This is a genomic window from Ruegeria sp. HKCCD7628 (assembly GCF_057221005.1).
This window is the reverse complement of record NZ_JBWVBA010000010.1, coordinates 65,383-85,456: the sequence shown is the minus strand read 5'-3', so window position 1 is coordinate 85,456 and position 20,074 is coordinate 65,383. Positions and strand designations below refer to the sequence as shown.

Annotated in this window: 23 protein-coding genes; 13 read left to right on the top strand and 10 right to left on the bottom strand. The window is 57.8% G+C overall.

Annotated elements, in window-relative coordinates:
* Positions 1 to 6: 6 nt before the first annotated feature.
* From nuoN to AC2TAD_RS18130, 4 genes are read left to right on the top strand one after another with little or no spacing between them, the layout of a single operon-like run.
* Positions 7 to 1,449 (top strand): NADH-quinone oxidoreductase subunit NuoN, encoded by a 1,443-nt coding sequence (gene nuoN, locus AC2TAD_RS18145; RefSeq protein WP_480869305.1) that lies wholly within the window; start codon positions 7 to 9, stop codon positions 1,447 to 1,449.
* Positions 1,450 to 1,503: 54 nt separating this feature from the next.
* Positions 1,504 to 2,253, top strand: a complete 750-nt coding sequence (locus AC2TAD_RS18140; protein WP_480869303.1) for a biotin--[acetyl-CoA-carboxylase] ligase — start codon at positions 1,504 to 1,506, stop codon at positions 2,251 to 2,253.
* Between the two features lie 11 nt (positions 2,254 to 2,264).
* Complete coding sequence (locus tag AC2TAD_RS18135) at positions 2,265 to 3,044, top strand: type III pantothenate kinase (RefSeq protein ID WP_170352627.1); 780 nt, start codon at positions 2,265 to 2,267, stop codon at positions 3,042 to 3,044.
* Complete coding sequence (locus AC2TAD_RS18130) at positions 3,041 to 4,708, top strand: ribonuclease J (protein WP_480869301.1); 1,668 nt, start codon at positions 3,041 to 3,043, stop codon at positions 4,706 to 4,708. The genes AC2TAD_RS18135 and AC2TAD_RS18130 overlap by 4 nt, the downstream gene beginning before the upstream one ends.
* An 8-nt stretch (positions 4,709 to 4,716) precedes the next feature.
* Here the strand turns inward: AC2TAD_RS18130 and AC2TAD_RS18125 are convergent, their stop codons facing one another.
* Both AC2TAD_RS18125 and AC2TAD_RS18120 read right to left on the bottom strand, forming a co-directional pair.
* The gene (locus tag AC2TAD_RS18125) at positions 4,717 to 5,418 is read right to left on the bottom strand and encodes an NUDIX hydrolase (protein ID WP_480869299.1); all 702 of its coding nucleotides are present in this window, start codon (positions 5,416 to 5,418) and stop codon (positions 4,717 to 4,719) included.
* Between the two features lie 28 nt (positions 5,419 to 5,446).
* The gene (locus tag AC2TAD_RS18120) at positions 5,447 to 5,842 is read right to left on the bottom strand and encodes a DUF983 domain-containing protein (protein ID WP_170352630.1); all 396 of its coding nucleotides are present in this window, start codon (positions 5,840 to 5,842) and stop codon (positions 5,447 to 5,449) included.
* Between the two features lie 189 nt (positions 5,843 to 6,031).
* On the opposite strand from AC2TAD_RS18120, the gene AC2TAD_RS18115 reads away from it, so the two are divergent.
* Genes AC2TAD_RS18115 through AC2TAD_RS18100 form a run of 4 tightly spaced genes read left to right on the top strand, consistent with a single transcriptional unit; the run spans position 6,032 to position 7,930 of the window.
* The gene (locus tag AC2TAD_RS18115) at positions 6,032 to 6,499 is read left to right on the top strand and encodes an EF-hand domain-containing protein (protein WP_480869297.1); all 468 of its coding nucleotides are present in this window, start codon (positions 6,032 to 6,034) and stop codon (positions 6,497 to 6,499) included.
* 6 nt (positions 6,500 to 6,505) lie between these two features.
* A complete protein-coding gene (locus AC2TAD_RS18110; RefSeq protein ID WP_480869296.1) occupies positions 6,506 to 7,126 on the top strand; it encodes an RNA polymerase sigma factor in 621 nt (206 codons plus the stop codon).
* A complete protein-coding gene (locus AC2TAD_RS18105; protein ID WP_234899558.1) occupies positions 7,107 to 7,460 on the top strand; it encodes a hypothetical protein in 354 nt (117 codons plus the stop codon). The genes AC2TAD_RS18110 and AC2TAD_RS18105 overlap by 20 nt, the downstream gene beginning before the upstream one ends.
* Positions 7,457 to 7,930: a periplasmic heavy metal sensor gene (locus tag AC2TAD_RS18100; RefSeq protein WP_170352634.1), complete on the top strand. Its 474-nt coding sequence runs from the start codon at positions 7,457 to 7,459 to the stop codon at positions 7,928 to 7,930. The genes AC2TAD_RS18105 and AC2TAD_RS18100 overlap by 4 nt, the downstream gene beginning before the upstream one ends.
* 4 nt (positions 7,931 to 7,934) lie before the next feature.
* Here the strand turns inward: AC2TAD_RS18100 and AC2TAD_RS18095 are convergent, their stop codons facing one another.
* Complete coding sequence (locus tag AC2TAD_RS18095) at positions 7,935 to 9,323, bottom strand: diguanylate cyclase (protein WP_480869293.1); 1,389 nt, start codon at positions 9,321 to 9,323, stop codon at positions 7,935 to 7,937.
* Between the two features lie 87 nt (positions 9,324 to 9,410).
* On the opposite strand from AC2TAD_RS18095, the gene AC2TAD_RS18090 reads away from it, so the two are divergent.
* The 5 genes from AC2TAD_RS18090 to AC2TAD_RS18070 all read left to right on the top strand — a co-directional run bounded on the left by AC2TAD_RS18090 (position 9,411) and on the right by AC2TAD_RS18070 (position 13,820).
* A complete protein-coding gene (locus tag AC2TAD_RS18090) occupies positions 9,411 to 9,695 on the top strand; it encodes a DUF3572 domain-containing protein (RefSeq protein WP_480869291.1) in 285 nt (94 codons plus the stop codon).
* 23 nt (positions 9,696 to 9,718) lie between these two features.
* Positions 9,719 to 10,411 carry an HAD family hydrolase gene (locus AC2TAD_RS18085; RefSeq protein ID WP_480869365.1) on the top strand — a complete coding sequence of 231 codons (693 nt, stop codon included), beginning with the start codon at positions 9,719 to 9,721 and terminating at the stop codon, positions 10,409 to 10,411.
* Positions 10,412 to 10,532: 121 nt separating this feature from the next.
* Positions 10,533 to 12,092: a trimethylamine methyltransferase family protein gene (locus AC2TAD_RS18080; protein ID WP_170352636.1), complete on the top strand. Its 1,560-nt coding sequence runs from the start codon at positions 10,533 to 10,535 to the stop codon at positions 12,090 to 12,092.
* A 121-nt stretch (positions 12,093 to 12,213) separates the two neighbouring features.
* On the top strand, positions 12,214 to 12,801 hold the full coding sequence (locus AC2TAD_RS18075) for a heme NO-binding domain-containing protein (RefSeq protein ID WP_170724230.1): 588 nt from the start codon (positions 12,214 to 12,216) through the stop codon (positions 12,799 to 12,801).
* Complete coding sequence (locus tag AC2TAD_RS18070; protein WP_480869288.1) at positions 12,798 to 13,820, top strand: GGDEF domain-containing protein; 1,023 nt, start codon at positions 12,798 to 12,800, stop codon at positions 13,818 to 13,820. Before AC2TAD_RS18075 ends, AC2TAD_RS18070 begins: the two co-directional genes overlap by 4 nt.
* An 11-nt stretch (positions 13,821 to 13,831) precedes the next feature.
* Here the strand turns inward: AC2TAD_RS18070 and AC2TAD_RS18065 are convergent, their stop codons facing one another.
* The 7 genes from AC2TAD_RS18065 to AC2TAD_RS18035 form a co-directional block, all read right to left on the bottom strand.
* Entirely contained in the window at positions 13,832 to 14,530 is a 699-nt protein-coding gene (locus AC2TAD_RS18065) for a CbiX/SirB N-terminal domain-containing protein (RefSeq protein WP_480869286.1), read from the bottom strand.
* A 71-nt stretch (positions 14,531 to 14,601) separates the two neighbouring features.
* Positions 14,602 to 15,534: an AEC family transporter gene (locus AC2TAD_RS18060; protein WP_480869284.1), complete on the bottom strand. Its 933-nt coding sequence runs from the start codon at positions 15,532 to 15,534 to the stop codon at positions 14,602 to 14,604.
* Between the two features lie 42 nt (positions 15,535 to 15,576).
* Positions 15,577 to 16,374 carry an MBL fold metallo-hydrolase gene (locus AC2TAD_RS18055; RefSeq protein WP_480869282.1) on the bottom strand — a complete coding sequence of 266 codons (798 nt, stop codon included), beginning with the start codon at positions 16,372 to 16,374 and terminating at the stop codon, positions 15,577 to 15,579.
* Positions 16,371 to 17,177, bottom strand: a complete 807-nt coding sequence (locus AC2TAD_RS18050) for a TatD family hydrolase (RefSeq protein WP_480869280.1) — start codon at positions 17,175 to 17,177, stop codon at positions 16,371 to 16,373. The genes AC2TAD_RS18055 and AC2TAD_RS18050 overlap by 4 nt, the downstream gene beginning before the upstream one ends.
* Entirely contained in the window at positions 17,174 to 18,295 is a 1,122-nt protein-coding gene (locus AC2TAD_RS18045) for a DNA polymerase III subunit delta' (protein ID WP_480869278.1), read from the bottom strand. The genes AC2TAD_RS18050 and AC2TAD_RS18045 overlap by 4 nt, the downstream gene beginning before the upstream one ends.
* 10 nt (positions 18,296 to 18,305) lie before the next feature.
* On the bottom strand, positions 18,306 to 18,914 hold the full coding sequence (gene tmk, locus AC2TAD_RS18040) for a dTMP kinase (RefSeq protein WP_480869276.1): 609 nt from the start codon (positions 18,912 to 18,914) through the stop codon (positions 18,306 to 18,308).
* 12 nt (positions 18,915 to 18,926) lie between these two features.
* A complete protein-coding gene (locus tag AC2TAD_RS18035; protein ID WP_480869363.1) occupies positions 18,927 to 20,060 on the bottom strand; it encodes a D-alanyl-D-alanine carboxypeptidase family protein in 1,134 nt (377 codons plus the stop codon).
* Between the last annotated feature and the right edge of the window lie 14 nt (positions 20,061 to 20,074).

Sequence of the window (20,074 nt, the reverse complement as noted above, 5' to 3'; positions counted from 1 at the left end):
TCGGAGATGATCCAAGCTGATCTGACAATCATCCTGCCAGAGATCGTTCTGGCCGTATATGCGATGGCGGCGCTGATCGGGGCTGTCTACACCACAAAAGACGGGCTGGCCCCGGTTCTGGTCTGGGCGACCTCGGGCCTGATGGCGCTGCTGGCGATTTGGATCGCCACCAATGGCGACGGCACCAACGTGGCCTTCAATGGCATGTTCGTCGATGACGGGTTCTCGCGCTTTGCCAAGGTAGCGATCCTGCTATCTGCGGCAGCCGTTCTGTTGATGAGCCAGGATTACATGTCGCGTCGCGGGCTGTTGCGGTTCGAATACCCCTTGCTGGTGGCACTTGCCGCCGTGGGTATGATGATGATGGTCAGCGCCGGTGATCTGATGTCCCTGTATATGGGGTTGGAGCTGCAATCGCTGGCGCTGTACGTCGTGGCCGCTCTGCGCCGCGACAGTGCAAAATCCACCGAGGCTGGTCTGAAGTATTTCGTTCTGGGCGCGCTAAGCTCGGGCTTGTTGCTGTACGGTGCGTCGCTTGTATATGGCTTCACGGGCACCACGCTGTTCTCGGGCATCATCCAGACGGTCCATCACGGAGACGTCTCGGTCGGACTGCTGTTTGGCCTGATCTTCCTGATCTCGGGGCTGGCCTTCAAAGTGTCAGCCGTGCCGTTCCACATGTGGACGCCGGACGTATACGAAGGCTCACCGACACCAATCACAGCTTTCTTCGCTACCGCGCCGAAAGTGGCGGCGATGGCGCTATTTGCGCGGCTGCTGCATGACGCGTTCGGCGGCGTGATCAAGGACTGGCAGCAGGTGATCGTTCTGCTCTCGGTCTTGTCGATGCTGTTGGGTGCAGTGGCTGCGATCGGGCAGCGTGACATCAAGCGACTGATGGCATTTTCGTCGATTGCGCATATGGGCTATGCGCTGATCGGTCTGGCGGCGGGTACGGAAATGGGCGTCAAGGCGATGCTGATGTATCTGGCGATCTATGTGACCATGAATATCGGCACCTTTGCGTTCATCCTGATGATGGAGCGGGACGGCAAGCCCGTCACGGATATTGACGCGCTGCGGCAGTATTCCAAACGTGACCCGGGCAAGGCGCTTGCGGTTCTGATCCTGATGTTCAGCCTTGCGGGCGTACCGCCGATGCTGGGTTTCTTCGCCAAGTTTGGCGTTTGGCAGGCCGGTGTGAGCGCGGGCCTGACGGGTCTGGTGATCGTGTCGGCCATCGCATCGGTCATCGGTGCGTTCTATTACCTGCGGATCGTGTTCTACATGTATTTCGGCGAAGAAAACGAAGACCCGATTGAAACGCGGTCGACGCCTGTTCTGTGGGTCGCCCTGATGGGGTCGGCTGCTTTGATGCTGGTGGGAATCTTCTATCAATTTGGTGTTGAAGGCGCGGCAGCTGCTGCGGCGGCGACGCTTGTCAATTAACCCTGAAATCACACAAATCAGAGGGGCTCGGTCGTTGGACCGGGCCTTTTTACCATGACGGATTGGCCACAAGGTTACGGTTTGCATGTGTTGCAAACGGTTGACAGTACGTTGAACGAAGCTTCGCGCATCGCACCAACGGCGGCGGGGCCAGTGTGGATCATGGCCTATAACCAAACTGCGGCGCGTGGACGTCGGGGACGTGCATGGGCCAATCCGGTTGGAAACCTGGCTGCCACTTTATTGATGCGACCAAGTGGTAATCCCGAACAAGCAGCGTTGCGGAGCTTTGTTGCAGCCCTCGCTCTGTTTGATGCCTGTGTTGCTGTCTCGGGGCGGTCCGATGGGCTGTCTTTGAAATGGCCAAATGATGTGCTGCTGAACGGCGGAAAACTTGCGGGGATATTGCTGGAGAGTACGGGCCAAGGGCGCGACCTGTCTCACTTGGCGATTGGGATCGGGGTCAATCTGTCTCAGTCCCCACCAACCGACGCGCTGGAGGAGGGTGCGGTCCGACCCGTTTCGCTTTTGTCCGAGACCGGCGCAGACGTCATGCCCGAGGATTTCCTAACAGAGTTGGCCGCCGCGTTTGCTCGCTATGAGACGCAGCTCGTGACCTATGGGTTCGAGCCGATCCGTACGGCATGGTTGGATCGGGCCGCGCGTTTGGGCGAAGTGATTACAGCCAAAACAGCGACGTCCGAAACGATGGGCACTTTTGAAACGGTGGACGCCAGCGGTAACCTTGTCCTAAACACCGCCAAAGGCCGGGTCGCGATCCCAGCCGCCGACGTGTATTTCTGAGAGGAACGCAAATGCTTTTGGCTATTGATTGCGGCAACACAAACACTGTTTTTTCGATCTGGGATGGTAAGCAGTTTCTGTGCACGTTGCGAACCTCGACCCATCATTCCCGCACGGCAGATGCCTATTTCACATGGTATTCGACATTAGTGAAACACTACGGGATCGAGGCGGACATCACCGATGTGGTGATCGCCTCGACCGTGCCGCGCGTGGTGTTCAACCTTCGTATTTTCGCGGACCGGTTCTTTGGTTGCCGCCCGTTGGTCGTTGGCAAACCTGAATGCCTTTTGCCGGTGGCCCCGCGCATTGATGAGGGCACTATTCCTGGACCGGACAGGCTGGCCAATGCGGTTGGGGCCTTCGACAGGCATGGCGGAGACGTTGTGGTGGTCGACTTCGGGACTGCCACCAATTTCGATGTTGTGGCCTCGGATGGTGCCTACGTTGGGGGTATTATTGCGCCGGGTGTGAACCTCAGCCTTGAGGCGCTTCACCAAGGTGCTGCGGCTCTACCGCATATTGATATCACGCGCCCCGACAAAGTCATTGGTACGAATACAGTTGGCTGCATTCAATCCGGCGTGTACTGGGGGTATTCCGGCTTGATCGAAGGACTGATTGCGCGGATCAAGGCCGAGTACGGCCATCCGATGAAGGTTGTCGGAACCGGGGGGCTTGCCCCGCTGTTTGATCAGGCGGATGTAGGGTTTGACGCGATCGAAGATGATCTGACGATGCACGGACTGACCGTGATCCATCGCTATAACAAGGAAAATGGCTCAACATGAGCAGTGAACGACTGATCTATCTGCCGCTGGGCGGTGCAGGTGAAATCGGCATGAACGCCTATGTCTACGGCTATGGAAAGCCCGGGCAGGAAAGGTTGATCCTAGTCGATCTTGGCGTGACCTTTCCGGATATGGATACGACGCCGGGTGTCGATCTGATCCATGCCGATATCTCTTGGCTGCAAGAGCGGGCCGACCGGCTGGAAGCGGTTTTTGTGACCCACGCGCACGAGGATCACGTCGGTGCTGTGGCCCATTGCTACGAGGCTTTGGGCGCCCCGGTTTATGCGCGTGCTTTCACTGCCAATATCGCACGCCGGAAAATGGAAGAGCATGGCCATCCCGAGGATGCGGTTCAAACGGTTTCGCCCTGGCCCGAGCAGGTTCAGGTGGGGCCGTTCTCGGTAGGTTTCCTGCCGGTCTCGCATTCGATCCCGGAAAGTGCGGCGTTGGTAATAGATACGCCAGCGGGACGGATTGTACATTCGGGTGACTTCAAGCTGGACACCAACCCGGTGGTGGGCGAGCCTTTCGACGCCGATTTGTGGGCCGAGATTGCCAAACCGGGCGTCAAGGCGCTGGTTTGTGACAGCACCAATGTATTCTCGCCCCATGACGGACGATCGGAATCCGAGGTTGGCCCCGAGATCACCAAGCTGGTTGAAAGCGCCGAGGGGATGGTTGTTGCAACCACCTTCGCGTCCAACGTTGCGCGGGTGAAAACCTTGGCCGAGGCGGGGCAGCGGGCCGGACGCTCGGTCGTGTTGCTGGGTCGCGCGATGCGCCGCATGATTGAGGCTGCGACCGAAACGGGTATCCTGTCGGACTTCCCCAAAGTCATCAGTGCAGAAGAGGCGGTGGACGTTCCACGCCAAAACCTGATGTTGATCGTGACTGGCAGCCAAGGCGAACGCCGTGCCGCCAGCGCGCAGCTTGCACGTGGCAAGTATCGCGGTCTGGAACTGAAAGAGGGCGATCTGTTCCTGTTTTCGTCGAAAACCATTCCGGGCAACGAGCGGGGCGTGATCTTCATCATCAACCAGCTTAGCGAAAAAGGTGTGGATGTTGTCGATGACAGCTCGGGTCTGTATCACGTGTCGGGTCATGCCAACCGTCCCGATCTTGAGAGGGTACATGCACTGATCAACCCGCAGATCGTGATCCCAATGCATGGTGAGCATCGCCACCTGCGCGAGCATGCTAAGCTGGCCGAGGCTGGAGGGCGCACCGGAATTCTGGCTGTTAATGGCACGATGTTGGATCTGACCGGCAACGCACCGAAAGTGGTGGACTATGTCGAGACGGGTCGGACTTATCTGGACGGCACTGTCAAGGTCGGCGCGCTGGACGGTGTTGTTCGTGACCGTATCCGCATGGCGCTGAATGGCCACGTGACGGTAACGGTTATTCTGGACGAAGAAGACGAGCCGCTGGGCGAGCCGTGGTGCGACACGATGGGCTTGCCCGAAATGGGATCGTCTCGTGCCGGGTTGGTTGAAGTTCTGGAAGAAGATCTGAACCAATTCCTGATGCGCGCGGATACCAAGACTCTGCGTGATGATGACAAGCTGGAAGAAGCCATGCGCCGCATCGTGCGTCAGACCGCAAAAGCTGAGATTGGTAAAAAACCCGAAGTCACGACTGTTATCAGCCGGATGAAATAAGCCCGACCTCAGTCGGTCAGAGGCATCGGATAGCCTTTGAGTTTCAAGAACAGACTTTCCTCTTCCTGATTCAACAGGAAGGGGACCGAGCTGGGCGGCGCCGGATCCAAAACCCGTGCCGCGATTTCAGCCAGGACGACTTCGGTGATAAAGGGAAGGTCGAACTCGCGCGCGCGGTCGAGTGGGATCCATTGCAGATGCGACAACTCATCCGAGGCGCGGCTGAAATCGTCCAAGTCCCCGCATATCGCCGACGCATCAACAAGAAAGAAACGGGCATCAAACCTGCGCGGGCGACCGGGTGGGGTCACCGCGCGAAAGACGAACTGCAAAGCCTCAGCCGAAGGTCGAAACCCCAGCTCGGCAAATCCGCGCCAATCCGATGGCGCGGGTTCAGGCCAATTACCCGGCTGGCCCAAGACCAGACCTGTTTCTTCCCAAAGTTCGCGAATTGCCGCCGCCGCAAGGGCACCTTGCAACCCAAGTTCCGAGCGTTCACCTAGCCGATCAAAACACACAGGTGGCAACTCGCTTGCCAGCGGTATGTCGGCATCCTCGGGGTCAACAGCTCCGCCGGGAAAGACAAATTTGTTGGGCATAAAAGCGGCCTTGGCCCCCCGTTGACCCATCAGGATCGACGGGGCGGTCTTGCGGTCGCGCAGAACAATAACCGTGGCCGCGTTGCGGATTGCGGTCTTGTCCTGAATCATATGCGGGTCAATTCGTTGGAAACAAGCATTACGCGTTCTCGAACCCGTGCATCCGACGTGCCCACTGATAGGCCACAACGGCCCCTTTTAAGCGAGGTAAAAGGAACAAGGACAACGCGGTGCACCCGATTGCGAAGATCAGAAACATGGTCAGCGGTTCTGGGCGGAATTCGACATACGTTACGTGCAGGGCGGGGGCCAGAAGGTGACCCACAAGTAGGATTGTCAGGTATGCTGGCCCGTCATCGGCGCGATGATGAAACAGTTCTTGCCCGCAATTCGAGCAGCTGTCGTTTACCGTCAGATACCCTTTCAACAGTTTGCCTTCGCCGCATTTTGGGCAACGACCGCGAAAACCTTTGAGCAACGCTGGCTTGGTGGCACGTTCCGCTTCGGGCAGAGTGTTTATCGTTTGATCTGTCATTTCGATACTCGCGGGTTTGAATAAAGCGGATATTGCGCATCTTTTGTGCAACTTAAAAGGGGGGTGCGTCGCTTTGCATCGCTGTTTTTTTCTGGGAATTTTAAAAGTTTCGCGACGGAACCCGGGCGCCGCATCGTTTGAACCCATGTAAGCAGCGGCAAAAGGGCCGCGAAAACAAAGGAAAACGATATGAAAAGCGCCAAATTCATCCCGGTAGTCCTGATCGCGGCTGTGGCCGTCACCGGCACCTCTGTACTGGCCGCAGGGCCGCGTGATCGCGAACCTGTGACTTTCCAGGAACTGGATGCCAACAGCGATGGCCAGGTGACGAAGGAAGAAATGCTGGCCCATCGCAGCAAACGCTTTACTGATGCGGATACGAACGGAGATGGGCAGTTGACCATTGAAGAGATGCAGGCCGCTGGCCAGAAAAGGGTCAATGACCGTGTGACCAAGATGTTCGAGAAGCATGACGCCAATCAGGACGGGTCTCTGAGTCAGGACGAGTTGCCGAAACCACGCCGCGCTGACAAGATGTTTGATCGAATAGACGCGGATAGCGACGGGGCGATCTCGGAACAGGAATTTGCCGATGCGAAGGACAAGATGGGCCGCCATCACAAAAAGCGGGCAAAGTCGGACACTGACGACAGCTGATGCAGGATGGAGGCTCTGACGTCCTCATCCACTTCCATCCGCAGCCAGTCGCGTGCTGCGGATATGCCCAGCGACGATACGTTGCTGGGCCTTTTCGCACAGGGTGATGCCGCAGCTGCTCGTATTTTGACGGACCGTTTGGGGCCGCGGTGTTTGTCGGTCGCCATGCGCATGCTGGGCAATCGGGCCGAGGCCGAAGATGTTACCCAAGATGCAATGATGCGGCTGTGGAAAGTTGCGCCGGATTGGGTATCGGGGCAGGCGAAAGTGTCGACGTGGTTGTATCGCGTGACGATGAACCTGTGCGTTGATCACATGCGCAAGAACAAACCTGACCGGCTTGCTGACGTGCCCGAGCCAGAAGATGGCAGTCCGAGTGTAGCGGACCGTATGCAGGACGAAGCCCGCAAGGATGCGCTTCAGCTGGCACTGGAGCAGCTGCCCGAACGGCAACGTCAGGCAGTTATTTTGCGGCACATAGAAGAGCTGCCAAACCCCGAGATCGCCGGTGTCATGGGGATTTCGGTAGAAGCGGTTGAAAGCCTGACCGCACGTGGCAAGCGGGCCTTGGCCGGGATTCTGGCAGGGCGTCGCGAGGAATTGGGGTATGACGATGACCGAAGATGAAAAAAATCTGGACGAGATGTTTGCGACGGCCCGTGAGAACCGGCCTTTGCTTTCTGATGATCTGACGGTTCGTATCCTGACAGATGCAGAGCAGGTACGCCTAAATCAGATCAAAGCTGCTGACAGGCCCCGACGTTCTTATTGGGCTAGGGTGTTAGATGGTATCGGCGGCTGGCACAGCTTTGGTGGTTTGGTGGCGGCCAGCGCGGCCGGCGTTTGGATCGGCTTTGCTGCGCCCGACTTTTTGCCGGACCCTGCGACCTATATCTACCAGCAAGAAGCCGGGCTTGCTCTGGCCGATTTGGACACTTCATTTCTGGAGGGCGCGGAATGAGCGACAATCCTAAACCAAAACGCAGATGGGTGAAGGTTTTGTTGGCCGTATCTTTGGGGTTCAACCTTCTTGTGGTTGGTGTCGCCGTAGGAACTGTGCTGCGGGTCAAGGGCGGAGATCACGCCAAGGCGCCTCCGGGATTTGGATCGGCGCTGTACCGGGCCTTGCCGAAAGAGGATCGAAAGGCACTGCGTGGGCAACTCTCAGCGCGCCATAAAGCCGGTTCGAAGGATCGGGTCCGGAATTTCGAGATCCTCAGTGCTGCTTTGAGGGAAGTCCCTTTTGACCCCAAGACGGTGCAAGATATCTTGTTGCAGCAGTCACAGTCTTTGGCGGAATTGCAGTCAAACTTGCAAGGTCAATGGCTAGAGCAGGTCACCGACATGACTGACGCGGAACGCGCGCTTTACGCCGACCGCCTTGACGAGGTTGTGCGTCATGGTCCTCATGGCAAGAAGAGGAAGAATTAGTGCCTCAGGCCGCGCATTGTCTGACCCTGACTTGGTTGCGCCCTGCCTTTTTGGCAGCATAAAGCGCCGTATCGGCGGACTTGATCAGCTCATCTAGTGGCTCAGTTTGAAATGGGGTGGGCTGGGTTGTGATTAGACCGATACTGATAGTGACTGGAACGGGTTCTGTATTGTCCGGTAGCGAGAACGGTTTTTGTCTGATGCAATTACACAGTGATCGCGCAACATTGACCGCCCTCGTTTCAGTGGCATGAGGTAGCCCGATCATGAATTCTTCGCCACCAATCCGCGCGACAAAACCATCGGATCCGATTGCACGTTCCATCCGGGTTCCCGCCTCGGTCAGAACGATATCCCCGCCAGCGTGGCCATACTGGTCATTAATGGATTTGAAATGGTCTAGATCAGCCAGCATAACGGCAAAACCCTGACCCAGCTGTAACGACTTGCGCGCGATCTGATCCATAGCCCGCATGGCGTATCGGCGGTTGTGCAGACCGGTCAGAGGATCAATCCAAGATTCCGCAATTCCCCTGTGAAGCGATGCGCGCATCTGATCCATCTGGGTTTTGCGGGCAAGCCTGTTGGTCAGTCGCTGCCTAACCTCCTCGACACAGAAGCCTCCCATGCAAACCGCGTCAGCCCCCCGGTCGAGTGCTTCGGCGGCGAGCGTCGCGTTATTGCGGTCAAGTACCGCGATCAATACTGTGCGACGTGTGGCCGCTCGGGACTTCAGATCCGCCAGAACATTGAGCCCCGCCAGTGTTGTGCCGACTTCTATTACAATTGCGTCCGGGACCGGCCCTGATAAAACGCCCTGCAGGTTCGAAGAAGTGTGCGCGGAGACGTTATGTCCTGTCTGATCCGCAAGCAAATTTCGCCACGCGGCACCCGATCGCGCGGTTCTGGCCAAAACGGCCACGCGCGACGGTTTGGGTGGCGCGATCAGATTTACTGCGGGCTCGGCGAAACCCAATGGTTGAACGTTTGTAGTTAGCTTCAGATCCTGTGTTTCAGCACGAGCGCGCAACAGGCTGCGGACCTGTGCCAGCAGAAGCGAATCCTTAAAGGGATGCACCAGCACGTCGTCCAGCCCCTCCGAAAGGGCTTTCAGCCGGGCGGCTTTGTCGTTTTGCGCCGCTATCGCAACAACAGGGACATCGGCTAAGTCCGGATCAGCCGCGAGAAGCTGTTTGACATCAGTTGCTGTTCCATCCGGCAGAGTCTGGGCCGTGAGAACCAGATCAGGCCGTGTTCGCCGTAAAAGCCCAGCCAGCCCTTCCAGTTTTTCACCTTGAACGACGTGGTACCATGCTGCGGTCAACTGAACCTTCAGCATGATGCGATTGGTCGAGGTCCTGTCGAGGACAAGGATAGTTCCCTGCACGGACATATCTGTCACCGTTGATTGCATGCGTTGTCAAAGTGTTTATGAGTCTGGTTAACAAACCCTTTCCAAGATCAATTCCGGGGTCTCTTTATGCCAATCTCTGCTCAATCTGCCGAAACGCTGGCGCTGAATGTTCTGGCTTGGCTTGCGGGAAATGAGGAATTGTTGCCTGTTTTTCTTGGGTCAACTGGCGCTTCAGCGCAGGATCTGCGTGATAGAGCTGCAGAGCCGGAGTTCCTTGGCTCGATTCTTGAATTCCTCATGCTTGACGATTCGTGGGTTGTGGAATTCTGTGACGCCAATTCTGTGCCTTATGATCTTCCCGGACAGGCGCGTGCGGTTTTGTCCGGGGCGGCAGACATGCATTGGACTTGATGAAAACACTTCTGGAGCTTGAGATGCCGATAGACGCGCTTCTGTTCGACAAGGACGGAACTCTGTTCGACTTTGCCGATACCTGGGGTGCTTTCGGGCGCAATATGTTGCTGCGCCTGACCGATGGGGATCATGACAGGGCAAGGGTGCTGGGTCGTGTGATTGGCTTCGATCTGGATCGAGTCACATACTCGGAAGACAGCATCGTGATTGCGGGAACAGTCGAAGAAGTGGCCGAGACGTTGGCACCACACTTGGCGGAGATGCCACGAGACGCCCTGATCGACCTGTTGAACGCAGAATCCGCCTCGGCCCCACAGGCGCAAGCTGTGCCGTTGACCCCATTTCTCGACGGGTTGCGGGAGGCGGGACTTAAGCTGGGTGTTGCAACAAATGACGGCGAAGCGCCAGCGCTGGAGCATTTGGCATCAGCCGGTATTCGGGATCATTTCGATTTTGTTGCTGGTTATGACAGCGGCCATGGGTTCAAGCCGGGTCCGGGCCAGTTGCTGGCCTTTGCCGCGCATGTGAATCTTCCGCCTGAACGCGTCGCTATGGTTGGTGACAGCCTCCATGATCTTCAGGCGGGCCGGGCAGCGGGTATGACGACGATCGGTGTGCTGACGGGCTTGGCTCCGGCTGAAGTTCTGCAGCCAATGGCGGATGTCGTCTTACCAAATATCGGCCACATACCGGAATGGTTGACACGAAACTGATCGCCTAAGCTCCAGAATCGGCGCATCGGACCTCAAAACCGACAAGAGGTGTCGCAGACAGAGCGGCCACATGCCTTGCTTCGAGGCTTGCTTGACAAAAGACAAGCTCGCGGAGGATTCAATGGCAGAGGCGAAAACACGCAAACGTCGCAGTGGCGGGCGGGCAGGAGCAGCCGAACGCAGGGGCAGCGCGGTTATTGACCAGATGCCGTGGAGCCCACCGATCAATATCGACAAGCCGACCGAGCCTCTGGACGAGGCGGGAATTCAAGCGATCCACGAGGGCGCAATGCGCATTCTCGAAGAGATTGGTGTCGAATTTTACAATGAAGAAGCTATCGATATCCTGCGTAAGGCCGGTTGCACCATCGAAGGGGATAACGTCCGTATGGGGCGGGATTTTGTTATGGAGATGGTGGGCAAGGCACCATCATCTTTCACGATCACGCCGCGCAATCCGGATCGCCGGATCGAAATCGGTGGTCGCAACCTGTTGTTTGGTAATGTGTCATCGCCTCCGAATTATTGGGATATGGAGATCGGTACCAAGGTTCCGGGGAACCGTGAAATGTGCCGTAATCTGCTGAAACTGACTCAGTATTTCAACTGTATTCATTTCGCAGGCGGATACCCGGTCGAGCCCGTTGATATCCACGCAAGTGTCCGGCATCTAGATGTACTCTATGACAAGTTGACCCTCACTGACAAAGCGATGCACGCGTATTCGCTGGGTAAGGAACGTGTCGAAGACGTCATGGAAATGGTGCGGATCGCTGGTGGGCACAGCCACGAAGAATTCGAGGCAGAACCCCGGATGTACACCAACATCAACTCGACCTCGCCGCTAAAACATGACCACCCGATGATCGACGGGTGTTTGAGGCTGGCGCGACGTGGGCAAGCGATTGTTGTAACTCCCTTCACGCTGGCCGGAGCTATGGCCCCGGTAACAATGGCGGGTGCGGTGGCGCAATCGCTGGCCGAGGCTCTGTGTGCGATTGCTCTGTTCCAGTACGTCCGGCCGGGCATACCCTGCGTGATCGGGACGTTCACATCGAATGTAGACATGAAATCCGGTGCGCCCGCGTTTGGAACGCCCGAGTACATGCGTTCGACGCAGATGACCGGGCAAATGGCGCGGTTTTATGGCCTACCCATGCGGTCATCTGGGGTCTGCGCGGCCAACGTACCCGACGGTCAGTCGGTTTGGGAAACCTCGAACTCGCTTTGGGCGGCTGTGCAATCGGGGACGAATATGGTTTATCACGCGGCCGGGTGGCTGGAAGGGGGGCTGATCGCCAGCCCCGAAAAGTTTATCATGGATTGCGAAATTTTACAGCAAATCCAACGCTATATGCAGCCCGAGATCACGGCGACGGGACCGGATGAGATTGCTTTGGACGCGATCCGTGCGGTCGGGAATGACGGTCATTTCTTTGGCATTCAGCACACTCAGGATCGCTATACCACAGCGTTCTACCAACCGTTTCTGAGTGACTGGAAGAATTATGAAGGCTGGGACGTTGCGGGCGGAATCTGGACCGCTGAACGGGCCCATCACATGTTCAAGGAAATCATTACCAGTTTTGAGCCCCCGGCAATAGATGAGGGCATTCGCGAAGAACTTGCAGACTTTGTCGAGCGCCGTAAAGCCGAAGGAGGTGCTCCGACTGATTTTTAGTGCAAAGCCAATGGCTTCCACTTTGAGACTTGTGCGTGTTTTGCATCTCGGAACTTGCATTTTCGCGTTTTGTTAAGGATTTCTGAGTCACAGTGCATCGGAAACCAAACCGAGGCTTCCCATGCATGGTCTGATAAACCGGGCAGTACAGTCCTTTGTGAGCGCGACATACGGGCAATCTTGCTGGATGCGGGTGACTGATGCCGCAGATCTTGGTTTTACCGAGTTCGAGGCAATGCTGGTTTACGATGACGCGATGACCACGCGGGTTCTGGATGCGCTTTGCGCCGAACTAAAGCGCCCACGAGCAGAGATTCTGGAAGATCTGGGAACCTATTTGGTTTCGCACCCCAATATGGAGGATTTGCGTCGTCTACTCCGATTTGGCGGCGATACGTATGTAGAGTTCCTGCATTCTTTGGATGATCTTTCGGATCGGGTTAGATTGGCGGTGTCCGATTTGCGGTTGCCTCTTCTGGAGCTGCGAGAGGTCTCTTCGTCAGAGTATCACTTGCACTGCTATTCGGGTTTGCCAGGGTATGCCAGTGTCATGGTTGGGGTATTGCGCGCTGTGGCCGACGACTACGGGGCGCTTGCCTTCCTAACCCATGAAGGACAGCAAGGCGAGGTCGAGGTCATCACGATTGCACTCGTTGAAAGCGCATTTTCCGCCGGGCGGAATTTCGATCTGGGGGCCAGGAAGCCATGATCGAAATCGATGATCTTGCAGGTATGCTTGGGACTTTGTGTCCGATGTTTGTTCTTGTGGATGGTGGGGGTAGAATCGCGCAGGTCGGTCCGACCCTGCAGAAGTTGCGTCCAGATCAGCCAATGCCTGGAAAAGACTTTTTGGAAGTATTCGAGCTTGTCAGACCTCGCAAAGTGACGACGCTCGCAGCGCTCTCGTCCTTGGCCGGAGCGAAGTTGCACCTGAGAATAAAGGGTGAGCCACACACAGCGCTCAAGGGGTTGATCGCTCCTTTGCCAAACGGGCAGGGGGCGGTGATAAACCTGTCCTTCGGAATTTCTATTTTGGATGCGGTTCGTGACTATGCGCTGACCAGTGCGGATTTCTCAGGAACGGATCTCGCGATCGAGCTACTTTATCTGGTCGAGGCTAAGTCTGCCGCGATGGAGGCGTCGCGATCTTTGAACCTGCGCCTGCAGGGCGCGATGCTGGCGGCCGAGGAACAGGCATACACGGATATGCTGACCGGGTTGAAAAACCGCAGGGCCATGGATGTGTTGCTTGGGCATTTGGCTTCTGGTGACACGCCATTTGCCTTGATGCATCTGGACCTGGATTTTTTTAAGTCAGTGAACGACAGATACGGTCACGCGGCGGGCGACTATGTCCTGCAACAGGCGGCTTGTATTATGATCGAAGAAACCCGAAACGACGATACTGTCGCAAGGGTTGGTGGCGATGAATTTGTCATCATCTTCAAACACCTGATCGACGAATCTGTTCTGTCCGCAATTGCGTCCCGCCTGATTGACAGGTTGCGACAACCCATGATCTTTGAGGGGGCCGTGTGTCAGATATCAGCTAGTATTGGCACTGCGTTGTCGACGCAGTTTCAGGCGCCGAAAGCAGCCGAGATTTTGAATGCGGCAGATCAGGCCCTCTATGAGGCCAAGCGAATGGGGCGATCAAGGCATTGCCTGTATTCGTCATTTTTGGGTCAGCGCGTACAAACTGCGCAGTCGCAAGCCTCGCCGCACTAAGCTTTCACGACTTAAACTTTTTCGAAAGCCTGTGCCAGAACAGCCGAGATGTGGCGTTTTACTCCGGCGAGTTCGCCTATTACAGGCATGACCTTCCCTTGAAATCCAGCTTGTTCCAATGCCTGAGGTACGTCTTCCAACACATGACCGCCGCGGCACGCGAAGAAAGGCAGGCAAAGCGCGATTTGCCCAGAGTTTGCCGCCGCCTCAGAAATCGAAGGGGCCTCTTCAACGAATCCTACCCGGATGGACTTCAGCTTGATCCTCTCACTCACGAGTTCCGCGAACTGATTGGCGACAGCCGAAGGATTGCGGCTGCGACCCGATCCATGTGCAGCGAGGATCAAGTTGCACTGGTCTGTTGACCATGTGTTTGATTGAATGGTCGATCCAATCGCCTCGGCAGCGATGGCTGGAAGGGCTTTATCAACGCCAAGAGGATCGAGGATGCGCAATTCTCTTCCCCCCAGCCGTTTTGGCAAAGCGCTAGTGACAAACCAACCTTTGGCCATGAACAATGGGTAAATTACCGTGTCATCAGGTAAGTCGTCCAGGCAATGTTCTAGCCTGCTTGGTGCAGCGAGCGTTGCAGAAGTGACATTCACCCCACTGCACATTTCATTCACCTCGGCCGCATAAGCCGCCAGGGCCGCTTCGGCTGGCTCGGGGTCAGACGGTTGACCGTGGGCGACAATTACAGCGTTTGGCATAGGTGCGATCCTGTTTGGTTCTGCCAAAGGTGGCGTGTGTTTTGGCGAAGTCAATGCGCCTTGCGAACGTATCAACCCAACAACGTAAGCCACAGCCAGACCGTCAGGATCGAGGCGCCGGTGCCGACTAAAACGGAGGAGGCCGCGACCCGTTTGGCGCGGCCATACATGTTCGCGAATATGTAGGCGTTAAAGCCGGGTGCCATGGCAGCGTTCAGCACCCCTGAGCGGAACAAGTCTTGCGGCAATCCAACAGTCGAGCCGAACAACCAGACAAGGCTGGGGTGCAGCATAAGCGAAACGCCGCAGACATAGGCAATGGTGCGTAAATCACCCTCGGGTCGATATTTGACCAGTACGCCGCCCAAGGCAAACAATGCGCCGGGCAGGGCCGCACGGGTGATCAAGCCAAGAGCGTCATTGACCACTCCGGGCACACCGATCCCGGATAGGTTTACGATAAACCCCAACGCTATCCCCAGGATCAGTGCATTGCGGAACATAGCAGACAAGACCGAGCGCACCATCCGCGTGCCACCGTGGCCGCGACTACGAATGACCTCCATCACTGTGATGCCGATGCCATAGCAAAATGGCGCATGGAAGGCGATGATCGCGTAGTTCCCGGCCAGGTTTTCCGGACCATAAGCGCGTTCGGTAATTGGCAGCCCCAGCAGGACCGAGTTCGAGAACAGGCAGCAGAAGCCGATGGCGACGCAATCTTCCCACTCGCGCCGGAAAATCAGGCGCGCACCGAACAGACCTGCGCAGAAACATAGACCCGCAGCGGTGTAGAAACTGAACAGTAGGCGTGGGTCGAAACTGGCGCTGAGGTCCAGATTGGCGATAGCCAGAAACAGCAGGCACGGGATGGCGAACCCCTGAGTGAACTTCATTAGCCCGTCGATATGGGCCTCTTTGAAATAGCCTAACGCGGTGGCTGTGTACCCGGCACCGATCACCAGAAATACTGGCAGGATAACGTCGATCAGGCTTTGCAGCATGGTGCCATCCTGTGGAGTATTACGGCAGGCACCATGGGCTATTTAAAGGGCCTGATGGATCACCATGCCATCATAGGCAGGGGTGATGTGGTCGGCGGTTTCAGCCTCGACCGTGGCGTAGTCCAAATCGATGTGCATATTGGTCAACACCGCGCGCTTGGGCTGGAGCTGTTCGATCCAACCGAGCGTCTTTTCCAGATGCGCGTGAGTTGGATGCGGCGTGCGGCGCAGCGCGTCGATGACCAAACAGTCCAGCCCTTGCAGTGCAGGCCATGCGTCGTCATAGATCTCGGCCACGTCAGGCAGATAGACCAGTCCGCCAATCCGAAAGCCCAACGCGTCGATCGAGCCGTGATTAACCTTGAACGGCTGCAACGGGATCGGGCCGCCGGGGCCGTCGATCTCGAACGGGCCACTGATGGTTTTCAGATCAAGGATCGGCGGGTAGGGCGAGCTGTCAGGCTGGATGAACGCATATCCGAACCGCCCGAGCAGGTCGTTCTGAGTGTCGCCATCGGCCCAGACGGGCACACGGGTGCGCATGTTGAACACGATCATACGCAGGTCGTCGATGCCGTGGACGTGGTCGGCATGGCTGTGGGTGTAGACCACCCCGTCCAGCCGCCCAGTACCCGTATCCAGTAACTGACTGCGCATATCCGGTGTAGTGTCGATCAGGACTGAGGTTGTGCCCTTGGGCCCGTCCCGTTCCACCAGCATCGAGCAGCGACGGCGGATGTTCTTTGGGTTCTCGGGATCACACTCGCCCCAGTGCCCGCCCAGCCGAGGCACGCCGCCGGAAGATCCGCAGCCCAAAATGGTGCAGCGCAGCTGGGTCATGCAGCCGCCTTGTAGGTCGCGGCTTTGGTAAACAGCCGCTCGAAGTTCAACTGGGTCTGCGCGGCGAAATCGGCATAGTCCATGCCGAACACCTCGGCCCCCTTTCGGGCGGTGTGGGCGGTATAGGCGGGCTCGTTGCGTTTGCCGCGAAACGGGGGCGGGGCCAGATAGGGCGCATCGGTTTCAACCAGAACGCGGTCGACCGGGGCGGTGGCGAAGATATCGCGCAGCTCCTGGCTTTTGGGGAAGGCCGCGATGCCGGACATGGACAGGTAAAAACCCAGATCCAGCGCGGCTTTGGCCAGTTCCGCCGACGACGAAAAGCAGTGCATCACACAGGAATAAGGCGCGTTGCGATGTTCCTCGGCCAGAATGCGGGCCATGTCCTCGTCCGCTGCACGGGCGTGGATAATCAGGGGTAGGCCGGTGCGCTGGGCCGCCTCGATATGGACACGCAGAGATTGTTTTTGCACTTCGGCGCTGTCGGCGGTGTAGTGGTAATCCAGCCCGGTTTCACCAATACCAACGAATTTTGGATGCTGCGCCAGAGCGACCAGTTCGCCTACGGTGGCCATCGGCTCATCCGCAGCGCTCATGGGGTGGGTGCCCGCGGCGTAGAAGACGGGAGCGTGGGTGTCGGCTATCGCGCGGACGCTGGGTTCGTTGCGCAGTTTGGTGCAGATTGTGACCATACGGGTTACGCCCGCGCCAATCGCATTGGCAACTATCTGGTCCAACTGGCCTTCGAAATCGGGGAAGTCCAGATGGCAATGGCTGTCGGTGATCTGAGGGGTGTCGCTCATCTGCTCTGACCGGCGGTTTCCTGTATCTTGAACACCGTATCTAGGACCAGAGCGGCAGGGTCAAGGTTCACCGCCTGACCATGTCGTGCGCGGGCGGTGATTGTTGCAGCCACCTCAGCCCATTTGCGGGCCTGATGGGGGGATTGGGACAGGCGCGACAGGATTTCGGCCTCATGTGGAGCGGCTTCGGGCAGGGGTGCTGCTCCAGTCGCGCCGGTCAGGGCAAGACGGGACAAGGCCACGTCGATCAGGGTCAGCAGCAACTCGAACCGCTCAGCTGCGCCGCGCTGGGCGGCGACCTCGGCCAGTTTCAGGGCGCGTTGACGGTCCATGCGGGGCAGGGTGCCGAGGATGGCGATGAATTCGGCGTAGATTTCGAGCCCGCCGAGGTTGATCAGGCGCACCGCGTCCCCGACAGAGCCAGCGGCGAGGGCGGCCAGATGATCCGGCTGCGCGGGCAATTCGGCCCCGGTCTGCGCCAGTGCGGACTGCATGTCTTCGGCCCTTAACGGGGATAGGCGCAGGGTTCGGCAGCGCGACCGGATTGTTGGTAGAAGGCGTGAGGGCTGGTGCGAGATCAACAGCAGAGTCGTGCGCGCGGGCGGTTCTTCCAGCATTTTCAAAAGGGCGTTGGCTGCACTAACATTCATCTCATCGGCTGAATCCACGATCACCACGCGCCGCCCGCCATCGGCCGAAGACAGGCCGAAGAATTTGCCCAGCTTGCGGATGTCATCCACTACGATTTCGGTCCGCAACCGTCCCTGATCGTTCAATGACCGGGTGATAGCGGCAAGGCCGGGCTCGGCCCCGGCCTGAATGCGGTGGGCGACGGGGTGGTCGGGGTCGATCGCGAGCGTCTCAGGGGGCGGGGGGGCACCGAACAGCCCGTCATCCTCGGCCGGAGGGGTCGCCAGCAGGAACCTTGCGATCTGCCAAGCCAGGGTCGCTTTACCCACCCCGCGGGGTCCGGTCAGCAGCCAACCATGATGCAAGCGGTCCGAGTTATAAGCGTTCAGAAACGCCTGTTCAGCCTCGGACTGCCCGAACAAGGTCGCAGTTTCGCGCGGGTGCGGGGCACCGGGGGCCTGATCCGGGGTGGGGGTGTCGTCGCTCATGGGTCGTCCGTCACAAGGATTGCAGGACGATATCTGTCACATCGCGGGCTACACTGTCCATGTCTCGGTTGCCATCAATCACGCGAAAGCGGTCCGAGAACTCATCGGCCAGCGCCAGAAACCCGGAGCGCATTTTCTGTTGTAATTCCAGTCCGAAATCCTCGAACCGTTCTTCTGTGCCTTGCCGCCCTTTGGCGCGGGACAGGCCGATTTCCGGGTCCATGTCGATCAGGACGGTCAGGTCGGGTTCGCGCCCGATCATCAGCTTGTGCAACTGATCGACCAGAGGGCGCAGATTGCCGCGCGACATGCCCTGATACATGCGGGTGCTGTCGGCGAAGCGGTCGCAAATTACGACCTTTCCAGCCGCCAGCGCTGGTTCAATAGTGCGTTCCATATGGTCGCGGCGGGCGGCGGTGAACAGCAGCAGCTCGGTCTCGGCTGACCAACGGTCCGGATCACCTTCCAGTACCAGCCGGCGGATTTCCTCGGCCCCGGCTGAACCGCCGGGTTCGCGGGTCAGAACAACGTCGCGACCCAATCCGCGCAAGTGATCGGCCAGCATACGCGCCTGCGAGGACTTGCCCGACCCATCAATGCCTTCAAAAGTCAGAAACACGCGGTGCCCTTGTCAAAAAGCGTCCAGAGGGTTGCCGATCACATCGGTCAGAACGATCCCTCCAACGGTCATCATCCGAACCAGAAAACCACCCGCGGCCACATCCTGTACCGCGACCAGAGGGCGCCGAATTTCGGGCAGACCTTCAGGCTTGATGACCAGTTCGGCCAGTTTCTGACCCTTGGCAATCGGAGCGTTGATCGGGCCGTCATAGACGACCTCGGCAGCTACGTTTTCGTCGCCCAGAACCGGCAGCAGGATGTTCAGATCGTCTTCGGGTACAAGGCCAACCGTCTTTTGCGCCCCCATCCAAACCTCGGCTTCGGCTATCGGCGCGTCTTTGTTGGCAATTGTCCTCTCGACAAAATTTCGAAACGACCAGTTAACCACGGCCTCGGCCTCCTCTGCCCGGGCGCCGGTACTGTCCAGGCCGGTGAGCACAAAGATCACCCTGCGATCACCCTGCTTGGCCGAGCCCACAAGTCCATAGCCGGCCTCTTGCGTGTGGCCGGTTTTCAAACCATCCGCACCGATCCCCAGCTTCAACAACGGGTTGCGGTTGCGCTTGTTCGAAGGCGCGCGGCCATCGAATTCAAACTCTTCCTCGGCGAACAGGGGATAATATTCTGGGAAATCTGTGATCAACCGATCGGCCAGTATGGCAAGATCGTGAACCGACATCATGTGCCCGGCTGCAGGCCAGCCGTTCGAGTTGGCAAAAGTGGAATTGTCCATGCCCAACTGTTCCGCGCGCTGTGTCATATACCGAGCGAAACCCGCCTCGGTTCCGTCGGGGCTGAGCGCCTCGGCGATGACAACACAGGCGTCATTGCCGGACAGAACGATGATGCCGCGCAGCAAGTCCTCGACTGACACGCGGTCTTGTGTGTTCAGGAACATCGTCGAGCCGCCATAGCTCATGGCGTGTTCAGACACGGGTAGGGTTTCGTTCAGAGTAAGACGTCCATCCCGCAACGCCTCGAACGCGACATATAGGGTCATGAGCTTCGACATTGAGGCCGGGGGCAAGGGTTGTTCGGCGTCTTTCGACAAAAGCACAGTGCCTGTTGTCTGGTCCATCACATAGGCTGCGCGGGCGGATGTATCAAAGGCGAAGGCGGGCAGAGCGGTCAGCGCCAACCCCATTGCCAGAACGGATG

Bases quoted from the DNA above. Each gene is read 5' to 3' on its own strand.
- AC2TAD_RS18100 (WP_170352634.1), top strand. From the start codon at position 7,457: ATGAGCGACAATCCTAAACCAAAACGCAGATGGGTGAAGGTTTTGTTG.
- AC2TAD_RS18045 (WP_480869278.1), bottom strand. From the start codon at position 18,295: ATGAGCGACGACACCCCCACCCCGGATCAGGCCCCCGGTGCCCCGCAC.
- AC2TAD_RS18085 (WP_480869365.1), top strand. From the start codon at position 9,719: ATGCCGATAGACGCGCTTCTGTTCGACAAGGACGGAACTCTGTTCGAC.
- AC2TAD_RS18110 (WP_480869296.1), top strand. From the start codon at position 6,506: ATGGAGGCTCTGACGTCCTCATCCACTTCCATCCGCAGCCAGTCGCGT.
- AC2TAD_RS18070 (WP_480869288.1), top strand. From the start codon at position 12,798: ATGATCGAAATCGATGATCTTGCAGGTATGCTTGGGACTTTGTGTCCG.
- AC2TAD_RS18060 (WP_480869284.1), bottom strand. From the start codon at position 15,534: ATGCTGCAAAGCCTGATCGACGTTATCCTGCCAGTATTTCTGGTGATC.
- AC2TAD_RS18080 (WP_170352636.1), top strand. From the start codon at position 10,533: ATGGCAGAGGCGAAAACACGCAAACGTCGCAGTGGCGGGCGGGCAGGA.
- AC2TAD_RS18130 (WP_480869301.1), top strand. From the start codon at position 3,041: ATGAGCAGTGAACGACTGATCTATCTGCCGCTGGGCGGTGCAGGTGAA.
- AC2TAD_RS18105 (WP_234899558.1), top strand. From the start codon at position 7,107: ATGACGATGACCGAAGATGAAAAAAATCTGGACGAGATGTTTGCGACG.
- AC2TAD_RS18055 (WP_480869282.1), bottom strand. From the start codon at position 16,374: ATGACCCAGCTGCGCTGCACCATTTTGGGCTGCGGATCTTCCGGCGGC.
- AC2TAD_RS18095 (WP_480869293.1), bottom strand. From the start codon at position 9,323: ATGTCCGTGCAGGGAACTATCCTTGTCCTCGACAGGACCTCGACCAAT.
- AC2TAD_RS18120 (WP_170352630.1), bottom strand. From the start codon at position 5,842: ATGACAGATCAAACGATAAACACTCTGCCCGAAGCGGAACGTGCCACC.
- AC2TAD_RS18090 (WP_480869291.1), top strand. From the start codon at position 9,411: ATGCCAATCTCTGCTCAATCTGCCGAAACGCTGGCGCTGAATGTTCTG.
- AC2TAD_RS18075 (WP_170724230.1), top strand. From the start codon at position 12,214: ATGCATGGTCTGATAAACCGGGCAGTACAGTCCTTTGTGAGCGCGACA.
- AC2TAD_RS18065 (WP_480869286.1), bottom strand. From the start codon at position 14,530: ATGCCAAACGCTGTAATTGTCGCCCACGGTCAACCGTCTGACCCCGAG.
- AC2TAD_RS18035 (WP_480869363.1), bottom strand. From the start codon at position 20,060: ATGGGGTTGGCGCTGACCGCTCTGCCCGCCTTCGCCTTTGATACATCC.
- AC2TAD_RS18125 (WP_480869299.1), bottom strand. From the start codon at position 5,418: ATGATTCAGGACAAGACCGCAATCCGCAACGCGGCCACGGTTATTGTT.
- AC2TAD_RS18140 (WP_480869303.1), top strand. From the start codon at position 1,504: ATGACGGATTGGCCACAAGGTTACGGTTTGCATGTGTTGCAAACGGTT.
- nuoN (WP_480869305.1), top strand. From the start codon at position 7: ATGATCCAAGCTGATCTGACAATCATCCTGCCAGAGATCGTTCTGGCC.
- AC2TAD_RS18115 (WP_480869297.1), top strand. From the start codon at position 6,032: ATGAAAAGCGCCAAATTCATCCCGGTAGTCCTGATCGCGGCTGTGGCC.
- AC2TAD_RS18135 (WP_170352627.1), top strand. From the start codon at position 2,265: ATGCTTTTGGCTATTGATTGCGGCAACACAAACACTGTTTTTTCGATC.
- AC2TAD_RS18050 (WP_480869280.1), bottom strand. From the start codon at position 17,177: ATGAGCGACACCCCTCAGATCACCGACAGCCATTGCCATCTGGACTTC.